The 21,891-nt window shown below is 73.3% G+C and carries 15 protein-coding genes; 8 read left to right on the forward strand and 7 right to left on the reverse strand.

Annotation, left to right across the window (positions count from 1 at the left end):
• Nucleotides 1-53: 53 nt before the first annotated feature.
• Together QWZ14_RS14250 and QWZ14_RS14255 are read left to right on the forward strand one after the other, a co-directional pair.
• Nucleotides 54-995 (forward strand): SMP-30/gluconolactonase/LRE family protein, encoded by a 942-nt coding sequence (locus QWZ14_RS14250; RefSeq protein WP_290317365.1) that lies wholly within the window; start codon nucleotides 54-56, stop codon nucleotides 993-995.
• 11 nt (nucleotides 996-1,006) lie between these two features.
• Nucleotides 1,007-1,783, forward strand: a complete 777-nt coding sequence (locus QWZ14_RS14255; RefSeq protein WP_290317368.1) for a fumarylacetoacetate hydrolase family protein — start codon at nucleotides 1,007-1,009, stop codon at nucleotides 1,781-1,783.
• Here the strand turns inward: QWZ14_RS14255 and QWZ14_RS14260 are convergent.
• Genes QWZ14_RS14260 through QWZ14_RS14270 form a run of 3 tightly spaced genes read right to left on the reverse strand, consistent with a single transcriptional unit; the run spans nucleotide 1,775 to nucleotide 5,509 of the window.
• Complete coding sequence (locus QWZ14_RS14260) at nucleotides 1,775-3,127, reverse strand: tetratricopeptide repeat protein (protein WP_290317370.1); 1,353 nt, start codon at nucleotides 3,125-3,127, stop codon at nucleotides 1,775-1,777. The two genes, QWZ14_RS14255 and QWZ14_RS14260, sit on opposite strands and share 9 nt — an antisense overlap.
• Before the next feature lie 13 nt (nucleotides 3,128-3,140).
• Complete coding sequence (locus QWZ14_RS14265) at nucleotides 3,141-4,394, reverse strand: Zn-dependent hydrolase (RefSeq protein WP_290317371.1); 1,254 nt, start codon at nucleotides 4,392-4,394, stop codon at nucleotides 3,141-3,143.
• The gene (locus QWZ14_RS14270) at nucleotides 4,391-5,509 is read right to left on the reverse strand and encodes a CaiB/BaiF CoA transferase family protein (RefSeq protein ID WP_290317372.1); all 1,119 of its coding nucleotides are present in this window, start codon (nucleotides 5,507-5,509) and stop codon (nucleotides 4,391-4,393) included. The genes QWZ14_RS14265 and QWZ14_RS14270 overlap by 4 nt, the downstream gene beginning before the upstream one ends.
• A gap of 70 nt (nucleotides 5,510-5,579) precedes the next feature.
• On the opposite strand from QWZ14_RS14270, the gene QWZ14_RS14275 reads away from it, so the two are divergent.
• From QWZ14_RS14275 to QWZ14_RS14285, 3 genes are read left to right on the forward strand one after another with little or no spacing between them, the layout of a single operon-like run.
• Nucleotides 5,580-6,545: a Bug family tripartite tricarboxylate transporter substrate binding protein gene (locus tag QWZ14_RS14275; RefSeq protein WP_290317373.1), complete on the forward strand. Its 966-nt coding sequence runs from the start codon at nucleotides 5,580-5,582 to the stop codon at nucleotides 6,543-6,545.
• Entirely contained in the window at nucleotides 6,545-7,549 is a 1,005-nt protein-coding gene (locus tag QWZ14_RS14280; RefSeq protein WP_290317374.1) for an NADPH:quinone oxidoreductase family protein, read from the forward strand. The genes QWZ14_RS14275 and QWZ14_RS14280 overlap by 1 nt, the downstream gene beginning before the upstream one ends.
• A 25-nt stretch (nucleotides 7,550-7,574) precedes the next feature.
• A complete protein-coding gene (locus tag QWZ14_RS14285; RefSeq protein WP_290317375.1) occupies nucleotides 7,575-9,029 on the forward strand; it encodes an MDR family MFS transporter in 1,455 nt (484 codons plus the stop codon).
• Between the two features lies 1 nt (nucleotide 9,030).
• Here the strand turns inward: QWZ14_RS14285 and QWZ14_RS14290 are convergent, their stop codons facing one another.
• From QWZ14_RS14290 to QWZ14_RS14300, 3 genes are read right to left on the reverse strand one after another with little or no spacing between them, the layout of a single operon-like run.
• Nucleotides 9,031-9,363 carry a DHCW motif cupin fold protein gene (locus tag QWZ14_RS14290; RefSeq protein ID WP_290317376.1) on the reverse strand — a complete coding sequence of 111 codons (333 nt, stop codon included), beginning with the start codon at nucleotides 9,361-9,363 and terminating at the stop codon, nucleotides 9,031-9,033.
• Nucleotides 9,360-12,452 (reverse strand): efflux RND transporter permease subunit, encoded by a 3,093-nt coding sequence (locus QWZ14_RS14295; protein WP_290317377.1) that lies wholly within the window; start codon nucleotides 12,450-12,452, stop codon nucleotides 9,360-9,362. The genes QWZ14_RS14290 and QWZ14_RS14295 overlap by 4 nt, the downstream gene beginning before the upstream one ends.
• A 21-nt stretch (nucleotides 12,453-12,473) precedes the next feature.
• Nucleotides 12,474-13,583, reverse strand: coding sequence for an efflux RND transporter periplasmic adaptor subunit (locus QWZ14_RS14300; protein WP_290317378.1), 1,110 nt, complete (start codon nucleotides 13,581-13,583; stop codon nucleotides 12,474-12,476).
• A 359-nt stretch (nucleotides 13,584-13,942) separates the two neighbouring features.
• Between QWZ14_RS14300 and QWZ14_RS14305 the strand changes: the two genes are divergently transcribed.
• The 3 genes from QWZ14_RS14305 (at nucleotide 13,943) to QWZ14_RS14315 (ending at nucleotide 21,578) form a co-directional block, all read left to right on the forward strand.
• Entirely contained in the window at nucleotides 13,943-19,057 is a 5,115-nt protein-coding gene (locus QWZ14_RS14305; protein WP_290317379.1) for an alpha-2-macroglobulin family protein, read from the forward strand.
• Between the two features lie 101 nt (nucleotides 19,058-19,158).
• On the forward strand, nucleotides 19,159-21,087 hold the full coding sequence (pbpC, locus tag QWZ14_RS14310; RefSeq protein ID WP_290317380.1) for a penicillin-binding protein 1C: 1,929 nt from the start codon (nucleotides 19,159-19,161) through the stop codon (nucleotides 21,085-21,087).
• Nucleotides 21,084-21,578 carry a YaiI/YqxD family protein gene (locus tag QWZ14_RS14315; RefSeq protein WP_290317381.1) on the forward strand — a complete coding sequence of 165 codons (495 nt, stop codon included), beginning with the start codon at nucleotides 21,084-21,086 and terminating at the stop codon, nucleotides 21,576-21,578. The genes pbpC and QWZ14_RS14315 overlap by 4 nt, the downstream gene beginning before the upstream one ends.
• Nucleotides 21,579-21,585: 7 nt before the next feature.
• Here the strand turns inward: QWZ14_RS14315 and QWZ14_RS14320 are convergent, their stop codons facing one another.
• Nucleotides 21,586-21,891, reverse strand: a complete 306-nt coding sequence (locus tag QWZ14_RS14320) for a hypothetical protein (RefSeq protein WP_290317382.1) — start codon at nucleotides 21,889-21,891, stop codon at nucleotides 21,586-21,588.

Genomic DNA, 21,891 nt, shown 5'->3' on the forward strand with positions numbered 1-21,891 from the left:
AAGCGGCTCGTCTGGCGCATGATCCCGGCCAAATCGAGCGGGGGAAACGAGGCATGAGCGGCACCGAATTGCGCATCCTGGCGGAAGGCCTGCGCTTTCCCGAAGGCCCGGTGGCAATGCCCGACGGCAGCATCCTGCTGGTCGAGATCGCCGCCGGCACCCTGACCCGGGTCGCGCCCGATGGCACCAAATCCACCGTGGCGACGCCCGGCGGCGGCCCCAACGGCATCGCCCTCGGCCCGGAGGGCAAGATCTTCTGCTGCAACAACGGCGGCTTCCTCTGGCACGAGGAGCCGGGGCTGATCCGCCCCGCCGGCGTGCCGGCCGACTACAGCGGCGGCCGGATCGAGGTCATCGACCCGGCGACCGGCAGCGTCACCCGGCTCTATGACCGCTGCGGCGAGCATACGCTGAAGGGCCCGAATGACATCATCTTCGCCCCCAAGGGCAGCCCGGGCGAGGGCGGCTTCTGGTTCAGCGACCTCGGCAAGGTCCGGGCGCGGGACCGCGACCACGGCGGCGTCTATTGGGCGGCGACCGATGGCTCCCGCATCGTCGAGGCCGCCTTCCCGATCTTCGGCGGCGCCAACGGCATCGCCCTCTCGCCCGACGGCCGCACCCTCTATGCCGCGGAGACCGAGACCGGCCGGCTCTGGGCCTGGGACATCGAGGGACCGGGCGTGGTGCGGAAGGACCCCTGGCCCTCCTCGAACGGCGGCCGGGTGATCTGCCAGTTCCCCGGCTACCGCCGCCTGGACAGCGTGGCGCCGACCGCGGCGGGCAATATCTGCGTCGCCACCCTGGTCAGCGGCGAGATCACCACCGTCTCCCCGGCCGGCGAGATCCTGCGGGTGGTGAAGATGCCGGAACGCATGCCGACCAACATCTGCTTCGGCGGCCCGGACATGCGCACCGCCTACATCACGCTCTCGACCACCGGCAAGCTGGCGGCGATGGAGTGGGACGAGCCGGGGCTGGCGCTGCCCTTCGGCTGATGGAGAAGACAATGGCTTTGTGGGTACGCTTTTCGCGGGATAGCACGACAGGGTTCGGCACGCTGGAGGGCGAGAGCATCGCCGTCCATTCTGGCGACATGCTGGCCGCGCCCAGCCCCACCGGCGAGACCGTGCCGCTGGCCGCGGTGACGCTGCTGGCGCCGGTCACCCCCGGCGCCTTCATCGGGCTCTGGAACAATTTCCACGAGGCGGCGGCGAAGCAGGGCAACGCCATCCCCGAGGTGCCGCTGTACTTCCTGAAGAACAGCCGCAGCATCATCGGCCCCGGCGCGGCGATCCGCCCGCCCGCCGGCTATGCCGGCAAGGTGCTGTACGAGGGCGAGCTCGGCATCGTCATCGGCCGGACCTGCACCGCGGTCGATGAGGCCGCGGCCGAGGCCGCCATCTTCGGCTATACCGCCGTCAACGACGTGACGGCGCTCGACCTGCTCACCGCCGACGCCTCCTTCCCGCAATGGGCGCGGGCCAAGGGCTGCGATACCTTCGGCCCCATCGGCCCGGCCATCGCCACCGGCCTCAACTGGTCCGCCGCCCGGGTGAAGGTGGCGCTGAACGGGCGGGTGCGGCAGGACTACCCGGCCGCCGACATGATCCTGCCGCCCGCCCGCATCGTCTCGCTGATCTCGCGCGAGATGACCTTGCACCCCGGCGATGTCATCGCCTGCGGCACCTCGGTCGGGGCGCTGCCGATGCGGCCGGGGATGGTCGTCGCGGTCAGCATCGACGGCATCGGCACCTTGGAGAATCCCTACGCGCCGTCAGTGTGAGACGGTGCGCGCCGCTGCCGCGTAGCCGACCCGCCGCGCGGGCGGCACCGCATGCCGCCCCGCGACGCGTTCCAGCAGCGTGCGCGCATCCCCGGTGAGGCCCGCCCGCATCGCCGCGCTCAGGAAGAGCTGCTCCAGCACGTCCTGCTGCGCGTGGCTGCCGCCGAGCGCGTACATCCCGCCGAGCGCCGGGCGCATCGCCGCCACCGCCCCGGCATGGTCGCCCCGGGCATGCCGCAGCACCGCCTCGCAGACCGGCAGCGCGTAGCGCGCCACCAGCGGCGCGTTGGTGCCGTGGTTGGCGCCGGCGAAGTCGCGCATGCCGGCCAGCATCCGCCGCGCCGCCTCCCAGCGCCCGGTCGCCGTCAGCGCCATCATCCAGTGCGGCAGGGTGAAGGCCGAGAGGCAGTCGCCGATCCGCGCCTCCGCCTTGTCCGCCAGCTCGACCCAGCGGTCGCCGGGATCGACGCCCTGCAGGCCGAGGCGGAACAGCATCGAGGCCGCGTTCTGCACGTCGATGTAGAGGTCGGGCTGCATCTGCGTCACCGGGCTCGCCAGGTCGCGGAAGCGGGTGTCGTACAGGTGCAGCACCTGGTCGTGCTCGCCGCGCTCCAGGTGGTACATGGCGCGGTGCCACCAGAGGTGATGCATCAGGTTGTTGCCGCCCTCCCAGTGCCGTTCGAGGCCGGCGACCCAGGCGATGCCCTCGCCGCGGCGGCCCTGCATCTCCAGCACATGCGCCACGGCATGCGCGGCCCAGAGGTCACCGGGGTCGAGCTCGATCGCCGCCCGCCCCGCCGCCTCGGCCACGGTGTAGTTGCCCGCCTCCTCGTTGGCGAAGCCGCGGCAGGCCAGCACGCTGCCGAGGCCGGGGTCGCCGGTGCCCCAGTGCGGCACCAGCCCCTCCACCGCGGTCAGCATCGCATCCGCCCGGCCCATCCAGAAGGCGCAGAAATGGTGCAGCCGGAAGGCCAGCAGATCGTGCGGATGCTCGGTGAAGATGCCGGACCAGATGGCAAGCGCCCGGTCCATCTCGCCCTCCGCCCAGGCCGCGAGCGCCGCGGCATGCGCCCGCTCCCGCGGCGTCGCCTTCTCGGTCAGCGTCGCGGCCAAGGCCGCGCTTTCGCGCGCCGCCGGCACGAAGCTCGACTTGTAGGCCAGCATGGCGAAGCTGCCCTTCAGCACGTGCAGCATGCCGCATTCGGGATCGGCCTCCAGCGCCGCCTTCAGCCGCAGCGAGGCATCGGCGCGGTACTTCAGGTAGCCGGCCATGGTGTGGTCGAAACCGGCGACCGCCTCGGCCGAGCTGGCCGTCAGGGTCAGGCCCTGGGCATCCTTCAGCATGGTCTTCCTCCCCTCAGGCCGCATGCTCCGCGAGGAACAGCGCCAGCACGCCGGTCGCGGCGAGCAGGTCGTCCGTTGCCATCGCCTCATGCGGATTGTGGCTGCCATTAGCGTTGCGCACCAACAGCATACCGGTCGGCACCCCGGCCGCGGCGAAATTATTGGCGTCGTGGCTGCCCGGGCTATTCAGCCGCGGCGCCGCCAGCCCCAGCTTGCCCGCGGCCCGGGCGAGGCCGGCGACGATCCCGGCCTCCATCGCCCCCGGCGCCGCAGCGCTCCGCTCGCCGAGCGCGATGGTCACGTCCCGCGCCGCGCCGACCTCGGCGGCGATCGCCTGCAGCCGGGCTTCCAGCCGCGCCAGATGCGTCGGGTCATAGGCGCGAAGGTCGAGGCTCAGCTCGAACTGCCCCGGCACCACGGTCATCGCATGGCGGTCGGCCAGGGTGTGGAAGCGGCCGATGGTGACGGCCATCGGCCGCCCGGCGCGGTCCTCCTCCAGCCAGAGCCGTTCCAGCGCCAGGGCGAATTCCGCCCCGGCCAGGGCGGCGTCGCGGCGGAAGCGGTGCGGCAGGCCGGTATGGGCGTCCTCGCCGGAGATGCGGATGCGGGGGTGCCGGACGTTGCCCGGGTTGGCGAGGCAGATCGCCACCGCCTGCTCCGCCTCGATCAGCTGCGGCGCCTGCTCGATATGCACTTCCAGATAGGCGCCGAGCGTCTTCGGGTCGCGCAGCGGCACCCCGTTCGCCAGCCGCGCCGGATCGCCGCCGCAGGCCGCGATGGATTGGCCCAGCGTCAGCCCGCTGCGGGCATGCGGCAGCGCGAGCGCCCCGGCCGGCAGCCGCGCCAGCAGGCTGCGGCTGCCGATCAGCCCGAGGCCGAACCACACCGCCTCCTCGCAGCGCAGCGCCAGCACCTCGATGCCGGCGCGCGGCCGGACGCCGCTGGCCTGCAGCGCCGCCACGGCTGCCAGCCCGGCGATCACCCCCGCCGCGCCGTCGAAATTGCCGCCCTGCACCACGCTGTCCAGGTGCGAGCCGACCAGGATCGGCGGCGCCTCCGGGTCAGTGCCGGGCCAGCGCATGGTCAGGTTGGCGCCGGCATCGAAGGAACAGTCGAGGTCGAGCGCCTGCGCCGCCCCGGCCAGCAGCGCCATCGCCTCGTTCTCGCCGCGGCCATAGGCCTCCCGGGTGATGCCCGGCGGATCGGCGCCGATCCGCGCCACGCCGTCGAGCAGGCTCTGCACCATCGGCCGCTGCGCGGCGATCAAAGCCCCAGCTCCGCCAGCACCGCATCCGTATGCTCGCCGAGCGCCGGCGCCGGCACGCTCCAGGGCCCAAGCCCCGGCAGCTTCGGGAAGGGCATGGTCCCGAGCCCCGGCTGGGCCAGCGGCACCGCCGCGCCGACCGCCTGCACATGCGGGTCGGCCAGCCAGTCGAGCGGGGTGTTCACGAGGTCGCAGAGCATGCGGGCGGCCTTGAAGCGTGCCGCCCAGTCGGCGGCGGTGCGGGTGGCGAAGGTCTCCCGCAGGGTGGGCAGCAGCGCCTCCCGATGCTCGGCCCGGGCCGGGAAGCTGGTGAAGCGCGGGTCGCGCGCCAGCTCCGGCCGCTCCAGGATCTCGCACATGGTGATGAACTCCGGGTCGCGCAGCAGCGCCACCATCACCCAGCGGCCGTCGCTGCCCTGGTAGGTGCCGGCCGGCACATTGGCCAGCGGCGGCACCCGGCCGAGCAGCCCCTGCTCGGCGATGTTGAAGCCCATCAGTGCCGCCGCCGCCTGCATCAGCGAGACGTCCAGCACCCGCCGCTTCGGGCTGGCGCCCGCGTGCCGGTCCAGCGCCTGCTCGGCCAGCGCCGCCTGCACCGCGGCGAAGGCCGAGATGCCGGTGACCATGTCGACCATCATGACCTGCCCGGTGCGGTGCGGCACGCCGTCCATGCCCTGGTTCAGCGCCACCATGCCGCTGAAGGCCTGGGCCACGCTGTCGGTGCAGGGGCGCTCGGAATTGGGGCCCTCCTGGCCGAAGCCGGAGATGCTGAGGAAGACCACGTCGGGCTTGCCCGCTTCCGGCACCACGCCGATCCGCTTCGCCACGCCGGGGCGGAAGGCCTCCAGCATCACGTCGGCCCGGGCGGCCAGCGCGGCGAAGGCGGCGCGGCCCTTCTCCTCCTGCAGGTCCAGCATGATGCTGCGCTTGCCGCGGTTGAAGGTGACATGCATCACGCTCTGCGTGCCCTCCCGGGTCGAGAGGCCGCGAGACCAGTCGCCGGCCGGCGGCTCCACCTTCACCACGTCGGCGCCGCAGGAGGCCAGCAGGGTGGCGCAATACGGCCCGGCGATGCCCTGGCTGGCATCCAGCACGAACAGGCCCTTGTATGGTTGCATGACGTTTCCCCCGACGGTCTGGGGGCCTATCCTGCCGGGAATGCCGATTGAGGGAAGGGACCTTCGCCATATGAGGATCACACGCCGGCTCGCCATGGCCGGACTGGTGGGGGCGCCGCTCACCCGGGCGCGCGCCCAGGATTGGCCCACGCGTCCCGTTCGTTTCGTCGTGCCCTATCCGCCGGGCGGTCCCACCGACATCCTCGGCCGCGTCGTCGCCCAGCGGCTTGCCGTAGAATTGGGCCAGCCCATGGTGGTCGAGAACCGCGCCGGCGCCTCCGGCGTCATCGGCTCGGAAGTGGTCGCCCGCGCCGCGCCGGATGGCGCCACCTTCCTCATGAACGCTTCCATCCACCTCATCATCCCGCATCTGAACAAGGCGATGCCCTTCGATGCGGTGGCGGATTTCACCCCGGTGACCAACATGGCCATGGTGCCGCTGGTCGCGGTGGTGAACCCCGCGCTGCCGGTGCGCTCCATCGCCGAGCTGATCGCCTACCTCAAGGCCAATCCCGGCAAGGTCTCCTACGCCTCCTCCGGCAATGCCTCGGCGCTGCACCTGGCCGGCGAGATGTTCAAGTTGATGACCGGGACCGACATGGTGCATGTCCCCTATCGCGGCGCCGGCCCGGCGATCCAGGACCTGCTCGCCGGCAACATCCAGCTGATGTTCGACAGCATCCCCTCCAGCGCCGCCGCCGTCCGCGGCGGGCTGCTGCGGCCGCTGGCGGTCACCACCGCCAGCCGCGTCGCCGCCTACCCCGAGCTGCCGACGGTGGCCGAGGCCGGAGTGCCGGGCTTCGAGATCGCCACCTGGTACGCCATCTGGGCGCCGCCCCGCACCCCCGCGCCGATGGTCGCCCGGCTGCAGCAGGCGGTCGCCGCGGCGGTGGCGGTGCCCGAGGTGCGGGAGCGCCTGGCCGTGCTGGGGGCCGACCCGGTGGTCGATACCCCGGCGGAATTCGCCGAATTCTGCGTCCGCGAATATGCCCGCTGGGGCAAGCTGGTGCGGGACGCGCAAGTGAGGCTCGACTGATGCGCGCCGTCGTCTGCGAGTCCTGGCGCGAATTCGACGCGCTCGAGCTCCGGGACATCCCCCCCCCGCCGCTCCGCCCCGGCAGCGTCCGGATCAGGGTGGAGGCGGCCGGCGTCTCCTTCGCCACCCAACTGGTCGTCGCCGGCAAGTACCAGCGCAAGCCGCCGCTGCCCTTCACCCCCGGCACCGAGGTCGCCGGCACGGTGCTGGAATCGGCGCCCGACGTGGCCGACCCCTTGCCCCCGGGCACCCGGGTCTTCGCCGTGCTCGACTGGGGCGGCATGGCCGAGGAGGCCGTGGCCGATGCCATCCATGTCACCGCCATCCCCGACGGGCTGCCGCTGGAGGCGGCCGTCGCCATGCCGATCAGCTACCCGACCGCCGGCTCGGCGCTGATGTGGCGGGCGCATCTCTCGCCCGGGCAATGGGTGCTGGTGCATGGCGCCGCGGCCGGCGTCGGTCTCGCCGGGGTCGAGATCGCCCGGGCGCTCGGCTGCCGGGTCATCGCCCGCTGCGGCGCGGCCAAGCGCGGCGTGCCGCTGGCCCGCGGCGCCGACCTGGTGCTGGACAGCGCCCTGCCCTTCCGCGACGCGGTGCGGGAGGCGACCGGCGGCGCCGGCGTCGCCGCCATCCTGGACACCCTCGGCGGCCCGGTCTTCGACGAGAACCTCCGCTGCCTCGGCGACGGCGGCACCATGGTGACCATCGGCTTCGCCGCCGGCGGCATCCCGCAGCTGCCGCTGAACCTGCTGCTGCTGAAGAACATCGCCGTGGCCGGGCTGAACTGGGGCACCTACATCGGCTGGTCGCCCGGCGACAACCGGGCGCTGCACGCCCCCCGCGCCCGCGCGCTCTGGGCGCAGCTGGTCGAATGGTGGGCCGCCGGCGCGCTGCGGCCGGAGGTGCATGCCGGCTTCCCCCTGGGCCAGTTCCGCGAGGCCATGGCCGAGGTCAGCAGCCGCCGGGCCAGCGGCCGGGTGGTGCTGCGGCCGGGTGGTACTTAGGTTGGGGGAGGCGTAACCTGCCGGCATGACCGATGCCGGCGCGCCGCCTCCCGCGCTTCTCCCGCCCCTCAAGGCCGACCCCCGCGTCATCGCGGCCATCGTCGCCAGCGCGCTGTTCATGCAGAACCTGGACAGCGCGGCGGTCACCACCGCGCTGCCGGCGATGGCGCTGGACCTCGGCGTGGACCCGGCCCGGCTGGGCGCCGCCATCACCTCCTACCTGGTGGCGCTGACCGTCTTCATCCCGGTCTCCGGCTGGGTGGCGGACCGGTTCGGCGCCAAGCGCGTCTTCATGGCGGCCATCGCCATCTTCACCGTCGCCTCGGTGCTCTGCGGCCGGGCCAATACCGTGCCGGAGATGATCGGCGCCCGGATCTTCCAGGGCCTCGGCGGCGCCATGATGGTCCCGGTCGCCCGCCTCCTGCTGCTGCGGCAGATCCGCAAGGAGGAGATGCTGTCGGCCATGGCCTGGCTGACCATGCCGGCGATGATCGGCCCGATCAGCGGCCCGCCGCTGGGCGGCTTCCTGACCGACATGTTCGGCTGGCGCTCGGTCTTCCTCATCAACGTGCCGATCGGCATCCTCGGCTTGGCGCTGGTCGCCTGGAAGATCCCGCATGTGCCGCCGAGCGACCCTGGCCCGCCCGACCGCCGCGGACTGGTGCTGATCGGCCTGGCCCTGGCGCTGTTCATGTTCGGCCTCGAGACCATCGGCCGCCATGTCATGCCGGCCGGGATGCCGGAGGCCGGGCTGGTGCTCGGGGTGATGTTCGGCTGGGCCGCCATCCGCCACTGCCGGCAGACCCCGCGCCCGGCGCTCGACCTCTCGCTGCTGCAGATCCGCACCTTCAGCCAGGGCACGCTCTCGGGCAGCCTGTTCCGCATCGGCGCCGGGGCGACGCCCTTCCTGGTGCCTATGCTGCTGCAGGTCGGCTTCGGCAAGACGGCGTCGGAGGCGGGCCTGGTGTCCTTCGCCACCGCCCTCGGGGCGCTTGCGATGAAGCCGCTGGCCCGGCCCATCCTGCAGCGCTTCGGCTTCCGCAGCGTGCTGATCGGCACCTCGGTGCTGGCCGCCGCCGGGATCGCGGTGGCCGCCGGCTTCACCCCGGCCTGGCCGCTCTGGCTGATCTTCGCGCTGCTGGCGCTCGGCGGGCTGTTCCGCAGCCTGCAATTCACCGCGCTGAACACGCTGTCCTTTGCCGACGTGCCGACCAGCCGGCTCTCGGCGGCCACCAGCTTCTCCGGCACCGCCCAGCAGCTCGCCCCGGCGCTCGGCGTGGTGCTGGCGACCACCAGCCTCGAGATCAGCACGACCCTGGCCGGGCACCCTATCGCCACGGTGCATGACTTCTCGATCGCCTTCCTGGTGGCGGCCGCCGTCGTCCTCGCCTCCTGCCCCTTCTTCCTGCGGCTCTCGCCGGATGCGGGGGAGGAGGTCAGCGGCCATCATTCCGGTGCGGCGAAGCAGGCCGCCGAATAGCTCAGTCGACGATGAAGAGCTTCGCCCCGGTGCGGGTCGAGGAACGGTGCGGGGAATCGCCGAAGTCGGAGACCTGGTAGCTCATGCCGGGCTTGAGGGTGAAGCGCCGGCCGTCCTTCAGCTCGGTCTCCAGCTCGCCCTCCAGCACCAGCAGCACATGGCCGCGGTCGCACCAGTGGTCGGCGAGGTAGCCGGCGGAATACTCCACCTGCCGCACCCGCAGGTCGCCGATGTTGAGCGTCCGCCACAGCGCCTCCCCGGTCTCGCCGGGGTGGCGGGTCGGCGCCACGCCGGTCCAGTCGGTGACGGTGAAGGGGAGCTCGGGGATCTTCATTCCGCGGGTGCCGCCTCGATCGGGGCCATCCGCCGCTTGAAGGTCAGCTTCCGCGCCAGGCTGTCGAAGCCGAGGTAGAGCACCGGCGTCACGAACAGCGTCAGCACCTGGGAGACCGCCAGGCCGCCGACCACCGCGAGGCCGAGCGGCTGCCGCAGCTCGGCGGCAGCGCCCCAGCCGGCGGCGATCGGCACCGCGCCGGCGCCGGCCGCCAGCGTCGTCATCAGGATGGGGCGGAACCGCACGAGGCAGGCCTCCCGCACCGCGGTGAAGGCGGGCACGCCGGATCGCTGCCGTTGCAGGGCGACGTCGACGATCATGATGGCGTTCTTCTTCACCAGCCCGATCAGCAGCAGCACGCCGATCACCGCGATCACCGACAGGTCCAGCCCGAAGGCATAGAGCGTCAGGAAGGCGCCCAGCGCCGCCGCCGGCAGGCCGGAGAGGATGGTCAGCGGATGGATCAGGCTTTCATACAGCACGCCGAGCACGAGGTAGACGATGGCGATCGCCGCCAGCACCAGCGCGCCCTGCCCGGCCAGCGCCTGCTGGAAGACCTGCGCCGCGCCGGAGAAGCCGGTGACGATGGTCGGCGGCATGCCGAGCTCGCGCTCCGCCTCGCGGATGGCATTCACCGCGTCGCCCAGCGCCACGCCGGGCGGGGTGTTGAAGCCGATCACGACAGCCGGCAGCTGGCCCTGGTGGGAGACGTTCAGCGGCCCCGACTTGCGCTCGATGGTGGCCAGCGCCGAGAGCGGCACCAGCCGGCCGCTGGCCGAGCGGATATAGAGCTTGGCCAGCCCGGTCTCGTCCCGCTGGTCCTCCGGCAGGGCCTCGAGGATGATCTGGTAGGCATTCGCCTGCCCGTACAGCGTCGAGATCTGCCGTGCCCCGAAGGCCGAGAACAGTGCCTGCCGCACCGCATCGACCGAGACGCCGAGCGAGGTGGCGCGGTCGCGGTTGACGTTCACCTGCACCACCGGGCTGTCGATCTGCAGGTCGGTGTTCACGTCCTGCAGGACCGGGATCCTGACCAGCCGCTCCTCCATCCGCTGCGCCCAGTCGTAGAGCTCATCCAGCCGCAGCCCCTGGAGGGAATAGAGATAGAGCGTCCGGGTCTGGCGGGAGCCGAAGTTGAGGTTCTGGATCGGCTGGATGAAGACCCGGAGGCCGGCGATCTGGCTGACGTCGCGGCGCAGTTGCTGGATGACCGCGCTGATCCCCGGCCGCTCGTCGGCCGGCTTCAGCTCGACGAACATGCGGCCCTGGTTGATCGAGATGCTGCCGCCGGTCGCGCCGATGTTGGAGACCACGTTGGCGACCGCGGGCGATTCCCGCAGCTTGGCGGAGAGCCTGCCCTGCATCTCGACCATGGCGGCATAGGAGGCGCCGCGCGGGCCCTCTGTGTTGATGGTCAGCAGCCCGGTATCCTCGATCGGGAAGAAGCCCTTCGGGATGATCACCGCCATGTAGCCGGCGGCGCCGAGCGAGGCGAAGAAGGCGATCCAGACCACGAAGCGGAACCGCAGGGCGAAGTCCAGCATGGCGCCATAGCCGCGCTCGATGGCGCTGAGGAAGCGCTCCAGCACCCGCTCCACCAGCCCCGGCTTGGCATGGTGCGGCAGGCGGGAGGCCATGAGCGGCGTGAGGGTGAGGGAGACGATGCACGACGCGATGACCGAGAGGCAGACCGTCGCGGCGAAGGCGTTGAACACCCGGCCGACCACCCCGCCCATCAGCAGGATCGGCAGGAAGACCGCCACCAGGGAGATGGTGATGGACAGCACGGTGAAGCCGATCTCGCGCGAGCCCTTGATGGCCGCGGGGATGGGCGCCATGCCCTCCTCCATGTGGCGCATGATGGCCTCGAGCACGACGATGGCGTCGTCCACCACCAGCCCGACGGCGATGGTCAGGCCCAGCAGCGTCACGTTGTCGATGCCGTAGCCCAGCACGTACATCAACCCGAAGGCGACGCAGAGGCTGATCGGCACGGCGATGGTCGGGATCAGCGTGGCGCTGATGCGGCGCAGGAAGACGAAGCAGACCAGCACCACCAGCCCGATGGCGATGGCGAGGCTCTCCTGCACGTCGTGCACCGCGGCGCGGATGGAGCGCGACCGGTCGAGCATGACGTTGATCTTGGCCCCCGGCGGCAGCGCCGCCTCCAGCGCCGGCAGGCTGGCCTTGACGCCATCGACCACGTCGACGGTATTGGCGTCCGGCTGGCGCAGCACCGCCAGCACCAGGGCGCGGTCGTCGTTGCGCCAGGCGGCGATGCGCTCGTTCGCCACGCCGTCGGCGACCGAGGCGATCTCGTTCAACCGCACCGGCGAATTCGGACGCCCCGCCACCACCAGGTTGCCGAAGGCCGCTGCATCCTGCGGCTGGTCGTTGGCGCGGAGCGTGAGCTGCTGCCGCTGGCCGTTCATCAACCCGACCGGCGTCGCCGAATTCGCCTGGGCGATGGCCTGCTGCATGGTGTCGAAGGCGAGGCCCATGGCGGCGATCCGGTCCGGGTCGAGCCGGACCCGCACGGCATAGAGCTGTTCGCCATAGACCTGCACCTGCGCCACGCCGGGCACCCGCGACAGCGCCGGGGAGACGATCGTGCTGACCAGGTCGTTCAGGTGGTACAGCGGCTTGTCGCCGCCCGAGATGGTCAGCAGCACCACCGGCGCATCCGCCGGATTCACCTTGCGGTAGTTGGGCGGCACCAGCATGTCGACCGGCAGTCGCCGCTGCGCCCGGGTCAGCGCCGCCTGCACGTCCTGCGCCGCCGCGTCGATGTTCTTGGTCAGCACGAATTGCACGGTGATCTGCGAGGTGTCCTGGCCGTTGATCGAGGACATCGTATCCACGCCGGCGATGGTCGAGAGCTCGCGCTCGATCGGCAGGGCGACGGCGGTGGCCATGGTCTCCGGGCTGGCGCCGGGGAAGCTGGCGAAGATGGTGATGACCGGGAAGTCGACCCGCGGCACGGCGGCCACCGGCAGCCGGGTATAGGCGATGATGCCGGCGATGATCGCCGCTACGGAGAGCAGCCCGGTCATCACCGGGCGGCGGATGCAGAGTTCGGAGATGTTCATCCTGGCCGCTCCCGGTACCGGTTACTGGACGCTGGAGACGCGCTGCGGCGCGTTGCGCTCCACCGCCCGGGTCCCCTCGGTGACACGCTGGGCGCCGTCGACGATCACCTTCTCCCCGGCCTGCAGTTCGCCGGTCACCACCGCCCGGTCGCCGGCCAGCCGGACCAGCTCTACCGTGCGTTTGCGGGCGGTGTTGTCGGGGGCGAGGACGAAGACGAAGCGGCCGGTCTGGCCGGTCTGCACCGCCGGGCCGGCGACGGTGACGGCATCCTCCTGCACCCGCGGCGCCATCCGCACCTGCACGTACTGCCCGGGCCAGAGCCGGAACTCGCCGTTGCTGAAGCGGGCCTTCAGCAGGATGGTGCCGGTGGTGGTATCGACCGCGCTGTCGACGAAGACCAGCGTCCCCTCGACCGGCGTCTCGGTGTCGCCCTCCGGCCGGACCCGGACCGTGGGCGGCGCCCGGTACATCGCGGCGCGCACTTCCGGCAGCCAGCGCTCGGGGATGGCGAATTGCACCAGGATGGGGTCCATCTGGGTCAGGGTGGTGATGGCGGTATTCTCCGCCTGGCGGACGAAATTGCCGACCCGCAGCGGCAGGGCGCCGAGCCGGCCGTCCATCTCCGCGGTGATGGTGGCGAATTCGATGCTGAGCTTGGTCTGCTGGATCAGCGCCTCCGTTGCCTTGGCATTGGCCGCGGCCGCCAGCGCATCCGCCTGGGCCTGCTCGAAGCGCTGCTGCGAGGCGAAGCTCTCCCCGCGCAGCGACTGGTAGCGCTGGGCATCGGCCTGGGTGCGGGACTGCTGCGCCCGGTTGCTGGCGAGCTGCGCCTCCTGCTGCGCCAGGATCGCCTGGTTCAGCCGGGCGTCCAGGGTGAACAGCGGCTGGCCGCGGCGGACCAGCTGGCCCTCGGTGACGTGCACCCGCTCGATCTGCCCATCCACCCGGGTCCGGATGGTCACCACGGATTCCGAGGCGACGATGCCGTTGGCGATCACCTCGACCGGCACCGGCCCGACCCGGACCGGATCGGTGGTGACCGGCACCCCGCCGCCGCCCTGGGCCAGGGCGGCCTGCATGGACGCCAGGGCCAGCAGGGCAGCGATCAGGAGGCACCGCAGGCGCGGCATCGGGCGTCGCGTCATTCGTCTTGAGTCCCCTGGGCCGCGGCTGCGGCCGGCTTCGGCCCCTGAGGCGGCCGTCCATGGATACATATACGGCGATCGGCCGCGGCGCCCACACGGTTGCATGACCTGAGCCGGTCGACCGTCCGGCGCCGGTCACGGATGCTCCACCAACCGCCGTCGTCGCGCCAGCCCCCGCAGGGCAGCAACCCCCATGCCATGTGCCGCCATGGGCCGGATGCACAAGGGTGCCCGCGAATTCCTGCCATCCGGTGACCAGCGGGTGCCGGCGGACGATGCTCTTCATCCCCCCGTAGCCCGGGATATGCCATGCTGGCGGCATCCTTCGCGCCAAAGGGTCCCGCATGCGCCTGCTTCTCCTGCTGTTCGGCCTGTTGCTCGCGGTCCCCGGGGCAGAGGCCCAGGGCTTCGAGCTGCCCGGGCTATCGGGCGATGCCGAGGCCTGGCAGCGCGAGCTCACCCGCCGCTTTCCCGCCGGGGCGACGGCGCAGCAGAAGGCCGCCGCGGAACAGCGCGCCGCCCAGGCGGAACGGGCCGCCAACTGGCCCGCCGCGGCCCAGGCCTGGGAGGAGCGCATCGCCGGCGGCGATGCGAAGCCGGAGCACTGGCTCGCCCTCGCCCGCGCCGAGCTGCAGAAATCCCCGCCCGACGCCAGCCGCGCGCTGCAGGCCGCCTGGTTCAATTTCCAGGCAGTCGCCGCCGGCGAGGCGGAAATTCCGTCACTCCTGCTGATGGCGGATGCGCTGCAGCGGCTGGACCGCCCGGCGCAGCAGATCCAGGCGCTGAACGCCGTGCTCGAACGCGCGCCGAACAACCCGCGCTATCGCCAATTGCTCACCGAGGCCCGGCGCAACGCCGGCCTGCTGATCGCCCGCATCAATACCGAAGCCGAGGCCGAGCCGGCCCGCGCCTGCCTCGCCTTCACCGTCCCGCCGGCCCGCCGCACCGACTGGCAGCCGCAGGACTGGGTCCGGGCCGAGCCCGCCATCCCCGGCATGGCCGTGCTGCGGGAGGGCGACCAGATCTGCGTCGTCGGCCTGCCGAACGGCACCACCACCCGCCTGCTGCTGCGCGCCGGCCTGCCCGGGGAGGACGGGCTCCGCCTCAACCGCGACACCACGCTGCGGGTCGCCATGCCGAACAAGGCGGCCAGCATCATCTTCGATGCCAGCAGCTTCCTGCTGCCGCGCGGCCAGGCGCCGCGGGTCGGCCTCGCCACCATCAACGTCTCGACCCTCGCCCTGCAGGTGGTGCGGGTGACCGAGCGCAACCTGGTCCCCTTCGGCCGCAGCAACTGGACCCCCGGCCAGGCCCTCGACAGCTGGACCGCGGACGACATCCCGGACACCTGGGGCCGCACCATCTGGGAGGGCCGGATCGAGCTGCCCCGCTTCGAGGCCAACCGCCTGCAGCGCCACGCCGTCCCGCTGCCCGACGTGCTGCGCGGCGCCGGCCCCGGCCTCTATGCGCTGGTGGTGAAGCCGGCCGACGGCTCCCGCGGCCGCGCCGCCGCGCTGCCGATCATGATCACCGACCTCGGGCTGACCGCCTGGCGCAGCGGCCAGGGGAGCGCCCAAGGGTTGGCCGCCCAGGTCCGCGGCCTCGGCGCCGGGCTGCCGCTGGCCGGGGCCGCCGTCCGGCTGCTGGCGACCAACAACGACATCCTGGCCGAGGCGACCGCCGGGCCCGATGGGCTGGTCCGCTTCGCCGCGCCGCTGCTGCGCGGCTCCGGCCCGATGGCGCCCAAGGCGCTGCACGCGACGCTGGGCGACGACTTCGTCCAGCTCGACCTCGAGGCCGCGGCCTTCGACCTCTCCGACCGCGGCGCCACCGGGGCCGAGCATCCCGGCGCCATCGACGCCTTCCCCTGGCTCGACCGCGGCATCTACCGCCCCGGCGAAACGGTGCAGGCCGCCGCCCTGCTGCGCGACGGCGGCGGTGCCCCGCTCGACATCCCCGCCCGCTTCCGCCTCCGCCGCCCGAACGGCAGCGTCTATGCCGAGGCGGTCCCGGCCCGCTCGCCCGGCGCCGCCATCCTCTGGGCCATCCCGATCGGCAGCAGCGCCCCGGCCGGGGTCTGGACGCTCGAGGTCCTGGCCGACCCGGCCGCGCCGCCGGTCGGCAAGGTGGAATTCCGCGTCGATGCCTTCGTCCCGGAACGGCTGGAGGTGAAGGCCGGCCCGGCCCCCGGGCCGCTCGTCCCCGGCCAGGTCCTGGCGCTGCCGATCACCGCCCGCTTCCTCTATGGCGCCCCCGCCGCCGGCCTCACCGGCAGCGCCGAGCTGCGCCTCCAGGCGCTCCGCTCCCCTTTCGAGCAGCACAAGGATTTCCTCTTCGGCCTGGTCGATGAGGAATTCGCCCCCGACCTGATCCCCTTCGACATCGAGGCGCTGGATGACCAGGGCAACGGCAGCCTCGACGTCTCCCTCCCCCGGGCGCCGGATACCACCCGGCCGCTGCGTGCCGAATTATCGGTCGAGATCGACGAGCCGGGCGGCCGCGCCTCCCGCACCAACGTCACCCTGCCGGTCCGCGCCGCGCAGCGGCTGATCGGGGTGAAACCGCTCTTCCCCGACCTCGCCATCGATGCCGGCGCCGAAGCCGGCTTCGAGGTCATCGCCCTCGACGCCGATGCCAACCGCATCGCGGCACGGCTGCGGGCGAAGCTGGTCCGCGAACGCCCGGACTGGCGCATCGTGACCCGCGGCGGCACCCCCCGCTACGAGACCGTCTGGCGCGACGAGGCGGTGGACAGCGCCGACATCGCCGTCGCCGCGACCGGTACCGCCCGCTTCGCCCGCCGCCTGCCCTTCGGCCGCTACCGGCTGGAGGTGGCCGATCCCGGCGGCATGGCCATCACCTCCATCCGCTTCCGCAGCGGCTGGGCCGGCGGCGAGACGCCGGAAGTGCCGGACAAGGTCGATGTCTCCGCCGACCGCCGCGACTACGCCCCCGGCCAGACCGCCCGCATCCGCGTCACCCCGCCCTTCTCCGGACCGGCCAGCCTCGCCGTGCTGACCGACCGCCTGGTCTCCATCCAGGAGATCCAGGTCGCCGAGGGCGGCACCGAGGTCGAGATCCCCGTCGATGCCGCCTGGGGTCCCGGCGCCTATGTCGCGGTCACCGCCTTCCGCCCCGGCGAGAGCCGCCAGGGCCATCCCGGCCGGGCGTTGGGCCTCGCCTGGCTGCAGATCGAGCCCGGCTCCCGCCGGATCGAGGTCGCCCTCGGCACCCCCGACCGCATCACCCCGCGCCAGCAGCTCACCGTGCCGATCCGCCTGACCGGGGCGGGCGATGGCGCCACCCTGACGCTGGCCGCGGTGGATGAGGGCATCCTCCGCCTCACCCGCTTCGCCTCGCCCGACCCCGTCCCGCATTTCATGGGCCGCCGCCGCCTCGCGGTGGATATCCGCGACGACTACGGCCGGCTGATCCCGCCGCCCGAGGGCGAGCTGGCCGCGCTCCGCCAGGGCGGCGACGAGTTCAGCGTCGGCAGCATCGAGATCCCGCAGCGGACCGTGGCGCTCTTCTCCGGCCCGGTCGCCGTCGCGCCCGACGGTACCGCGACCGTCACCCTCGACATCCCCGACTTCGCCGGGGAGCTGCGGCTGATGGCCGTCGCCTGGGCCGGCAACCGCCTCGGCGCCGCCAGCAGGCCGCTGACGGTGCGCGACCCCGTCATCGCCGAGGCGCTGCTGCCCCGCTTCCTCGCCCCCGGCGACGAGGCGCGGCTGCCGGTGCTGCTGAGCAACCTCGACCTGCCGGCCGGCGAGGTCACCGTCACCCTGGCGACCGAGGGCGCCATCACCCTCGCCGGCCCCGACCGCATCGCCGTCACCCTGGCACCCAATGCCCGCGCCCTGCCGGCCAGTGCCATCCGCGCCACCGCCGCCGGGCAGGGGCTGCTGCGGCTGACCGTCGCCGGCCCTGGCGGCTTCACCGCCAGCCGCGAGAGCCGCATCACCATCCGCTCCTCCCGCCCGGTGACGACCGAGGTCTCGGCGCAGGAAATCCCGGCCGGGCAGGAACGGCCCCTGGCACTCGCCGCCGAGCGCTGGGTCGCCGGCACCTGGCGCGCCACCGCCCGCTTCGGCGGGCCGACCCGCTACGATGCCGCCGGCATGCTGCGGCTGCTGGAGACCTATCCCTTCGCCTGCCTCGAGCAATCGACCTCGCAGCTGCTCGCCTTTGCCTCCGGCGTGGTCGATGGCGTCGCCGGGGAGGAGCGTGCCGCCCGGCTGCAGACCGCGGTCGAATGGGTGCTGAACAAGCAGCGCTTCGATGGCGGCTTCGGCCTCTGGTCCGCCCAGGGCGAGATCCAGCTCTGGACCGGCGCCTATGCGACCGAGGCCTTGCTGCGTGCCCGCACCGCCGGCGCCGCCGTGCCGGAGGCGGCGCTGGAGGATGCGCTGAAGTCCCTCGCCGAGCAGGTCGAGCTCACCACCGACACGCCGGAGGAGCGTGCCGCCCAGGCCTATCGCCTGCATGTCCTGTCGCTGGCCGGGCGCCCCCGGCTCGGCGCCGCCCGACGGCTGCTGGAGGAGCTCGACCAGCTCCCGACGCCGCTGGCCAAGGCCCAGCTCGCCAGCGCCTTCGCCCGGGCCGGCGACCGGCCCCGCGCCGAGGCCGCCTTCGCCGCGGCGCTCGCCAGCCCCGCCCGCCGCCCCTGGGTCTACGACTACGGCAGCGCGGCGCGGGATGCCCTGGCCGTCGCCGCCCTGCTGAAGGAAAGCGGCCTGCTGCCTGATCGGCTGAGCACCGCCCAGGCCGCCCTGCCCGGGCCGGAGCTGACGCCGCAATCCGCCAATACCCAGGAACAGGCCTGGGGCGTGCTGGCCGCGGCCGCGCTCGGCCGGGACGGCAGGCCGGTGCGGGTGGCGGTCAACGGTGCCGACCAGGCGCCGGCGCCGGTGCTGGCGGTCTCGCTGGCGGGGCCCGGTACCGCCCGCAACCTCAGCGACACGCCGGTCTGGGCCGGGGTCTCCGTCACCGGCATCCCGGCCACGCCGGCCCCGGCCGGGCGCGGCGGCATGCGGATCACCCGCAAATTCCTCGACCTCGCGGGCCAGCCGCTGAACCTCGACAGCCTCAAGCAGAACACCGTCTTCGTGCTGCTGCTGGAGGGCCGGGCGGAAACCCGCGAGGCCCATCGCGCCATCGTCCAGCAGGGGCTGCCGGCAGGCTGGGAGATCATCGGCCGGCTCGCCGCCGGCGAAGTGGCCGGGATGCCCTGGCTCGGCACCCTGACCGAGACCGAGGCGACGCCGGCGCTGGACGACCGGCTGGCGGCGGCGATCGAGCTGACGCCGGAGGCGCCCGATTTCCGCCTTGCGGTCCGGCTGCGCGCCGTCACCGCCGGGCGGTTCGAGCTGCCCGGTGCGCAGGTGGAGGACATGTACCGGCCGCAGGTCTTCGCGCGGCAGAATACCGGGCGGGTCGCGGTGCTGCCGGCGGATTGATGGGGAAGGAAGCAAGAGCGGGGGAAGGCACTTCCCCCGCCCCCCCTTCGCTTTCTATTAGAAATAGAAGGAGGTCTTGGAGGAATACTTTCCTCCAAGTTTTGCTTTTTTTTGGCTGCGTTTTCGCCCTCGACCGCGCCTTCCCCCCCGACCTCACCCGCCTGCAATCCACCGGCACCGAAATCCTGGCCCGCGACGGCCGCACCCTCTCGGTCTTGCCCGCCCCCGGCGGCGTCTGGCGCCTCGCCACCACCACCGCCGATGTCCCGCCGCATCTGCTGGACCTGCTCCTCACCGCCGAGGACCGCCGCTTCCGCCGGCACCCCGGCGTCGACCCGCTGGCGCTTGCCCGCGCCGCCGGGCAATGGCTGCGCGCCGGCCGCGTCGTCTCGGGCGGCTCCACCCTCACCATGCAGGCCGCGCGGCTGCTGGAGCCGCGGCCGCGGACGCTGCGCAGCAAGGCGATCGAGATCCTCCGCGCCCTCCAGCTCGAGGCCCGCTACAGCAAGGACGAGATCCTCGGCATCTGGCTGACCCTGGCGCCGATGGGCGGCAACATCGAGGGCCTCCGCGCCGGCGCCCTCGCCTGGTTCGCCCGCCCCGCGTCCCGGCTGGACCCGGCCGAGGCGGCGCTGCTGGTCGCCATCCCCCGCCGGCCCGAGGCGCTGCGGCCGGATCGCCACCCGGGGCGCGCCCGCCTCGCCCGCAATGCGCTGCTGACCGGCCGCGCGCTCGGCGCCCCCGGCATCACCGCCGCCGATGCCGACTATGCCCTGGGCACCCCGGTCCCCGTCGCTCGCCAACCCATGCCGCGGCTGGCGCCGCACCTCGCCCGCGAGCTGGCCCGCGGCAGCACCGCGGCGCGCCTGCCCAGCACCCTCGACCTGCCGCTGCAGCGCGCGGTGGAGGATATCGCCGCCACCGCCCTGCGCGGCCTGCCCGACCGCGCCTCCCTCGCCATCCTGGTCGCCGATGCCCGCGAGCACGAGGTCCGCGCCCTGTCGGGCGGCGAATTCGGCGCCCCCGGCCGGGCCGGCGCGCTCGACCTGACGCGGGCCGTGCGCTCCCCCGGCTCGGCGCTCAAGCCCATGCTCTATGCCCTGGCCTTCGAGGCGGGCATCGCCGCGCCCGAGACCCTGCTCGCGGACCTGCCGCGCCGCTTCGGGACCTATGCGCCGGAGAATTTCGACCGCGGCTTCGCCGGCCGCATCACTGTGGCTGATGCGCTGCGCCAGTCGCTGAACCTGCCCGCCGTGGCGCTGCTGTCCGAGCTCGGCCCGCTGCGCTTCGCCTCCGCGCTGAAGGCGGCCGGCGCGACGCCCCGGCTGCCGCCCGGCACCGATGCCTCGCTGCCCCTGGCCCTCGGCGGCCTCGGCATCACCCTGCGGGAGCTGGCCGGGCTCTATGCGACCCTCGGCCAGGGAGGCGCCGCCACGCCGCTGCGCCTCGTCCCGGGCCCGGACCCCGCGCCGCGCCGGGTCTTCGAGCCGCGCGCCGCGGCGCTCGCCGCCGCCATCCTGGTGAACCCCTTCCCCGGCGGCGGCCCGCCCGGCATCGCCTGGAAGACCGGCACGAGCTGGGGCGGCCGGGACGCCTGGGCCATGGGGATCGACCAGCGCCATGTCGTGGGCATCTGGGTCGGCCGCCCCGACGGCACGCCGCTGCCGGGCGCGACCGGCGCCCGCACCGCGCTGCCCCTGCTGGCCCGGGTCTTCGAGCGCCTGCCGCCCGCCCCGCGCAATGCCCTGCCCGCCCGCACCGTCACCGCCCCCGGCTTGGCCGAGGCGCTGGATCGCCTCCGCCTCACCTTCCCGCCGCCCGGCGCGGTGCTGGACGAAGGCGGCCCACACGTCACCCTCCGCGCCACCGGCGGCCAGCGCCCCTTGACCTTCCTGGTCGATGGCCGCCCTCTGCCGGCCGAGCCGGCCAAGCGCGAAGCCGCCTGGGTGCCCGAGGGCCCCGGCTTCTACCGCGTGACGGTGCTGGATGCGGCAGGGGCCGCGGTACGGGCGGAGGTCAGGGTGCGATGACGACGCTTTTCATCGACGGCGATGCCTGCCCGGTGCGGGAGGAAGCCTTCCGCGTGGCGACAAGGCTGAACCTGCCGGTGAAGGTCGTGGCCAACGGCAGCCGCCCGGTGCGCCCGCCCGGCCTGCCCAATGTCGAGATGATCCTGGTCGCCGAGGGCGCCGATGCCGCCGACGACTGGATCGCCGAGCGCGCGACGCGCGGCGACGTCTGCCTCACCGCCGACATCCCACTGGCCGCCCGCTGCCTGGCGAAAGGCGCCCGGGCGCTGTCCTTCAAGGGCCGGCCCTGGACCACCGACAACATCGGCGGCGCCATCGCCGGCCGCGCCGTCTCGCAGGGGCTACGGGACATGGGCCAGATGACCGGCGGCCCCGCCCCGCTCACCAAGGCCGACCGCTCCCGCTTCCTGGCGGCGCTGGATGGCGAGATCGCCGCGGCGCAGCGCGATGCCGCCGCGCCGCCGCCGCGGAAGTGGGTTTCCTTCGAGTAGAGGCAGCCTAGGGCCGCCGCCGCTCCGGCTCCACATGCGGGGCCGGCACCGGCGTCCCCGGCGGGGTCAGCTGGCGGGACAGCGCGTTCAGATCCTGCAGCTGCTGCCGGTCGCGCTCCGCCGCGGCGCCGTCGCCCTGGGGCCGGACCTGCCGCTCCACCTCGCCGGAGGGGAACTGCCGGCCACCCAGGCTCGGGGGCGAGCCCCCGGGGCCGGTCATCGGCGGCCGTTCCGCCGGGGGTGCCGTCTGGGCCGCCGAAGCGCCGGCCCAGAGGCCGAGCCCGCATGCGGCCAGGATCGCTAGTCGTGTCAT

This window comes from Paeniroseomonas aquatica (assembly GCF_030409335.1).
Taxonomy (GTDB): Bacteria; Pseudomonadota; Alphaproteobacteria; order Acetobacterales; family Acetobacteraceae; genus Belnapia; species Belnapia aquatica.

Excerpts from the sequence above, each read along its gene's own strand:
- QWZ14_RS14250 (WP_290317365.1), top strand. The coding sequence starts at position 54 with ATGAGCGGCACCGAATTGCGCATCCTGGCGGAAGGCCTGCGCTTTCCC.
- QWZ14_RS14255 (WP_290317368.1), top strand. The coding sequence starts at position 1,007 with ATGGCTTTGTGGGTACGCTTTTCGCGGGATAGCACGACAGGGTTCGGC.
- QWZ14_RS14260 (WP_290317370.1), bottom strand. The coding sequence starts at position 3,127 with ATGCTGAAGGATGCCCAGGGCCTGACCCTGACGGCCAGCTCGGCCGAG.
- QWZ14_RS14270 (WP_290317372.1), bottom strand. The coding sequence starts at position 5,509 with ATGCAACCATACAAGGGCCTGTTCGTGCTGGATGCCAGCCAGGGCATC.
- QWZ14_RS14275 (WP_290317373.1), top strand. The coding sequence starts at position 5,580 with ATGAGGATCACACGCCGGCTCGCCATGGCCGGACTGGTGGGGGCGCCG.
- QWZ14_RS14280 (WP_290317374.1), top strand. The coding sequence starts at position 6,545 with ATGCGCGCCGTCGTCTGCGAGTCCTGGCGCGAATTCGACGCGCTCGAG.
- QWZ14_RS14285 (WP_290317375.1), top strand. The coding sequence starts at position 7,575 with ATGACCGATGCCGGCGCGCCGCCTCCCGCGCTTCTCCCGCCCCTCAAG.
- QWZ14_RS14290 (WP_290317376.1), bottom strand. The coding sequence starts at position 9,363 with ATGAAGATCCCCGAGCTCCCCTTCACCGTCACCGACTGGACCGGCGTG.
- QWZ14_RS14295 (WP_290317377.1), bottom strand. The coding sequence starts at position 12,452 with ATGAACATCTCCGAACTCTGCATCCGCCGCCCGGTGATGACCGGGCTG.
- QWZ14_RS14300 (WP_290317378.1), bottom strand. The coding sequence starts at position 13,583 with ATGCCGCGCCTGCGGTGCCTCCTGATCGCTGCCCTGCTGGCCCTGGCG.
- QWZ14_RS14305 (WP_290317379.1), top strand. The coding sequence starts at position 13,943 with ATGCGCCTGCTTCTCCTGCTGTTCGGCCTGTTGCTCGCGGTCCCCGGG.
- QWZ14_RS14315 (WP_290317381.1), top strand. The coding sequence starts at position 21,084 with ATGACGACGCTTTTCATCGACGGCGATGCCTGCCCGGTGCGGGAGGAA.
- QWZ14_RS14320 (WP_290317382.1), bottom strand. The coding sequence starts at position 21,891 with ATGACACGACTAGCGATCCTGGCCGCATGCGGGCTCGGCCTCTGGGCC.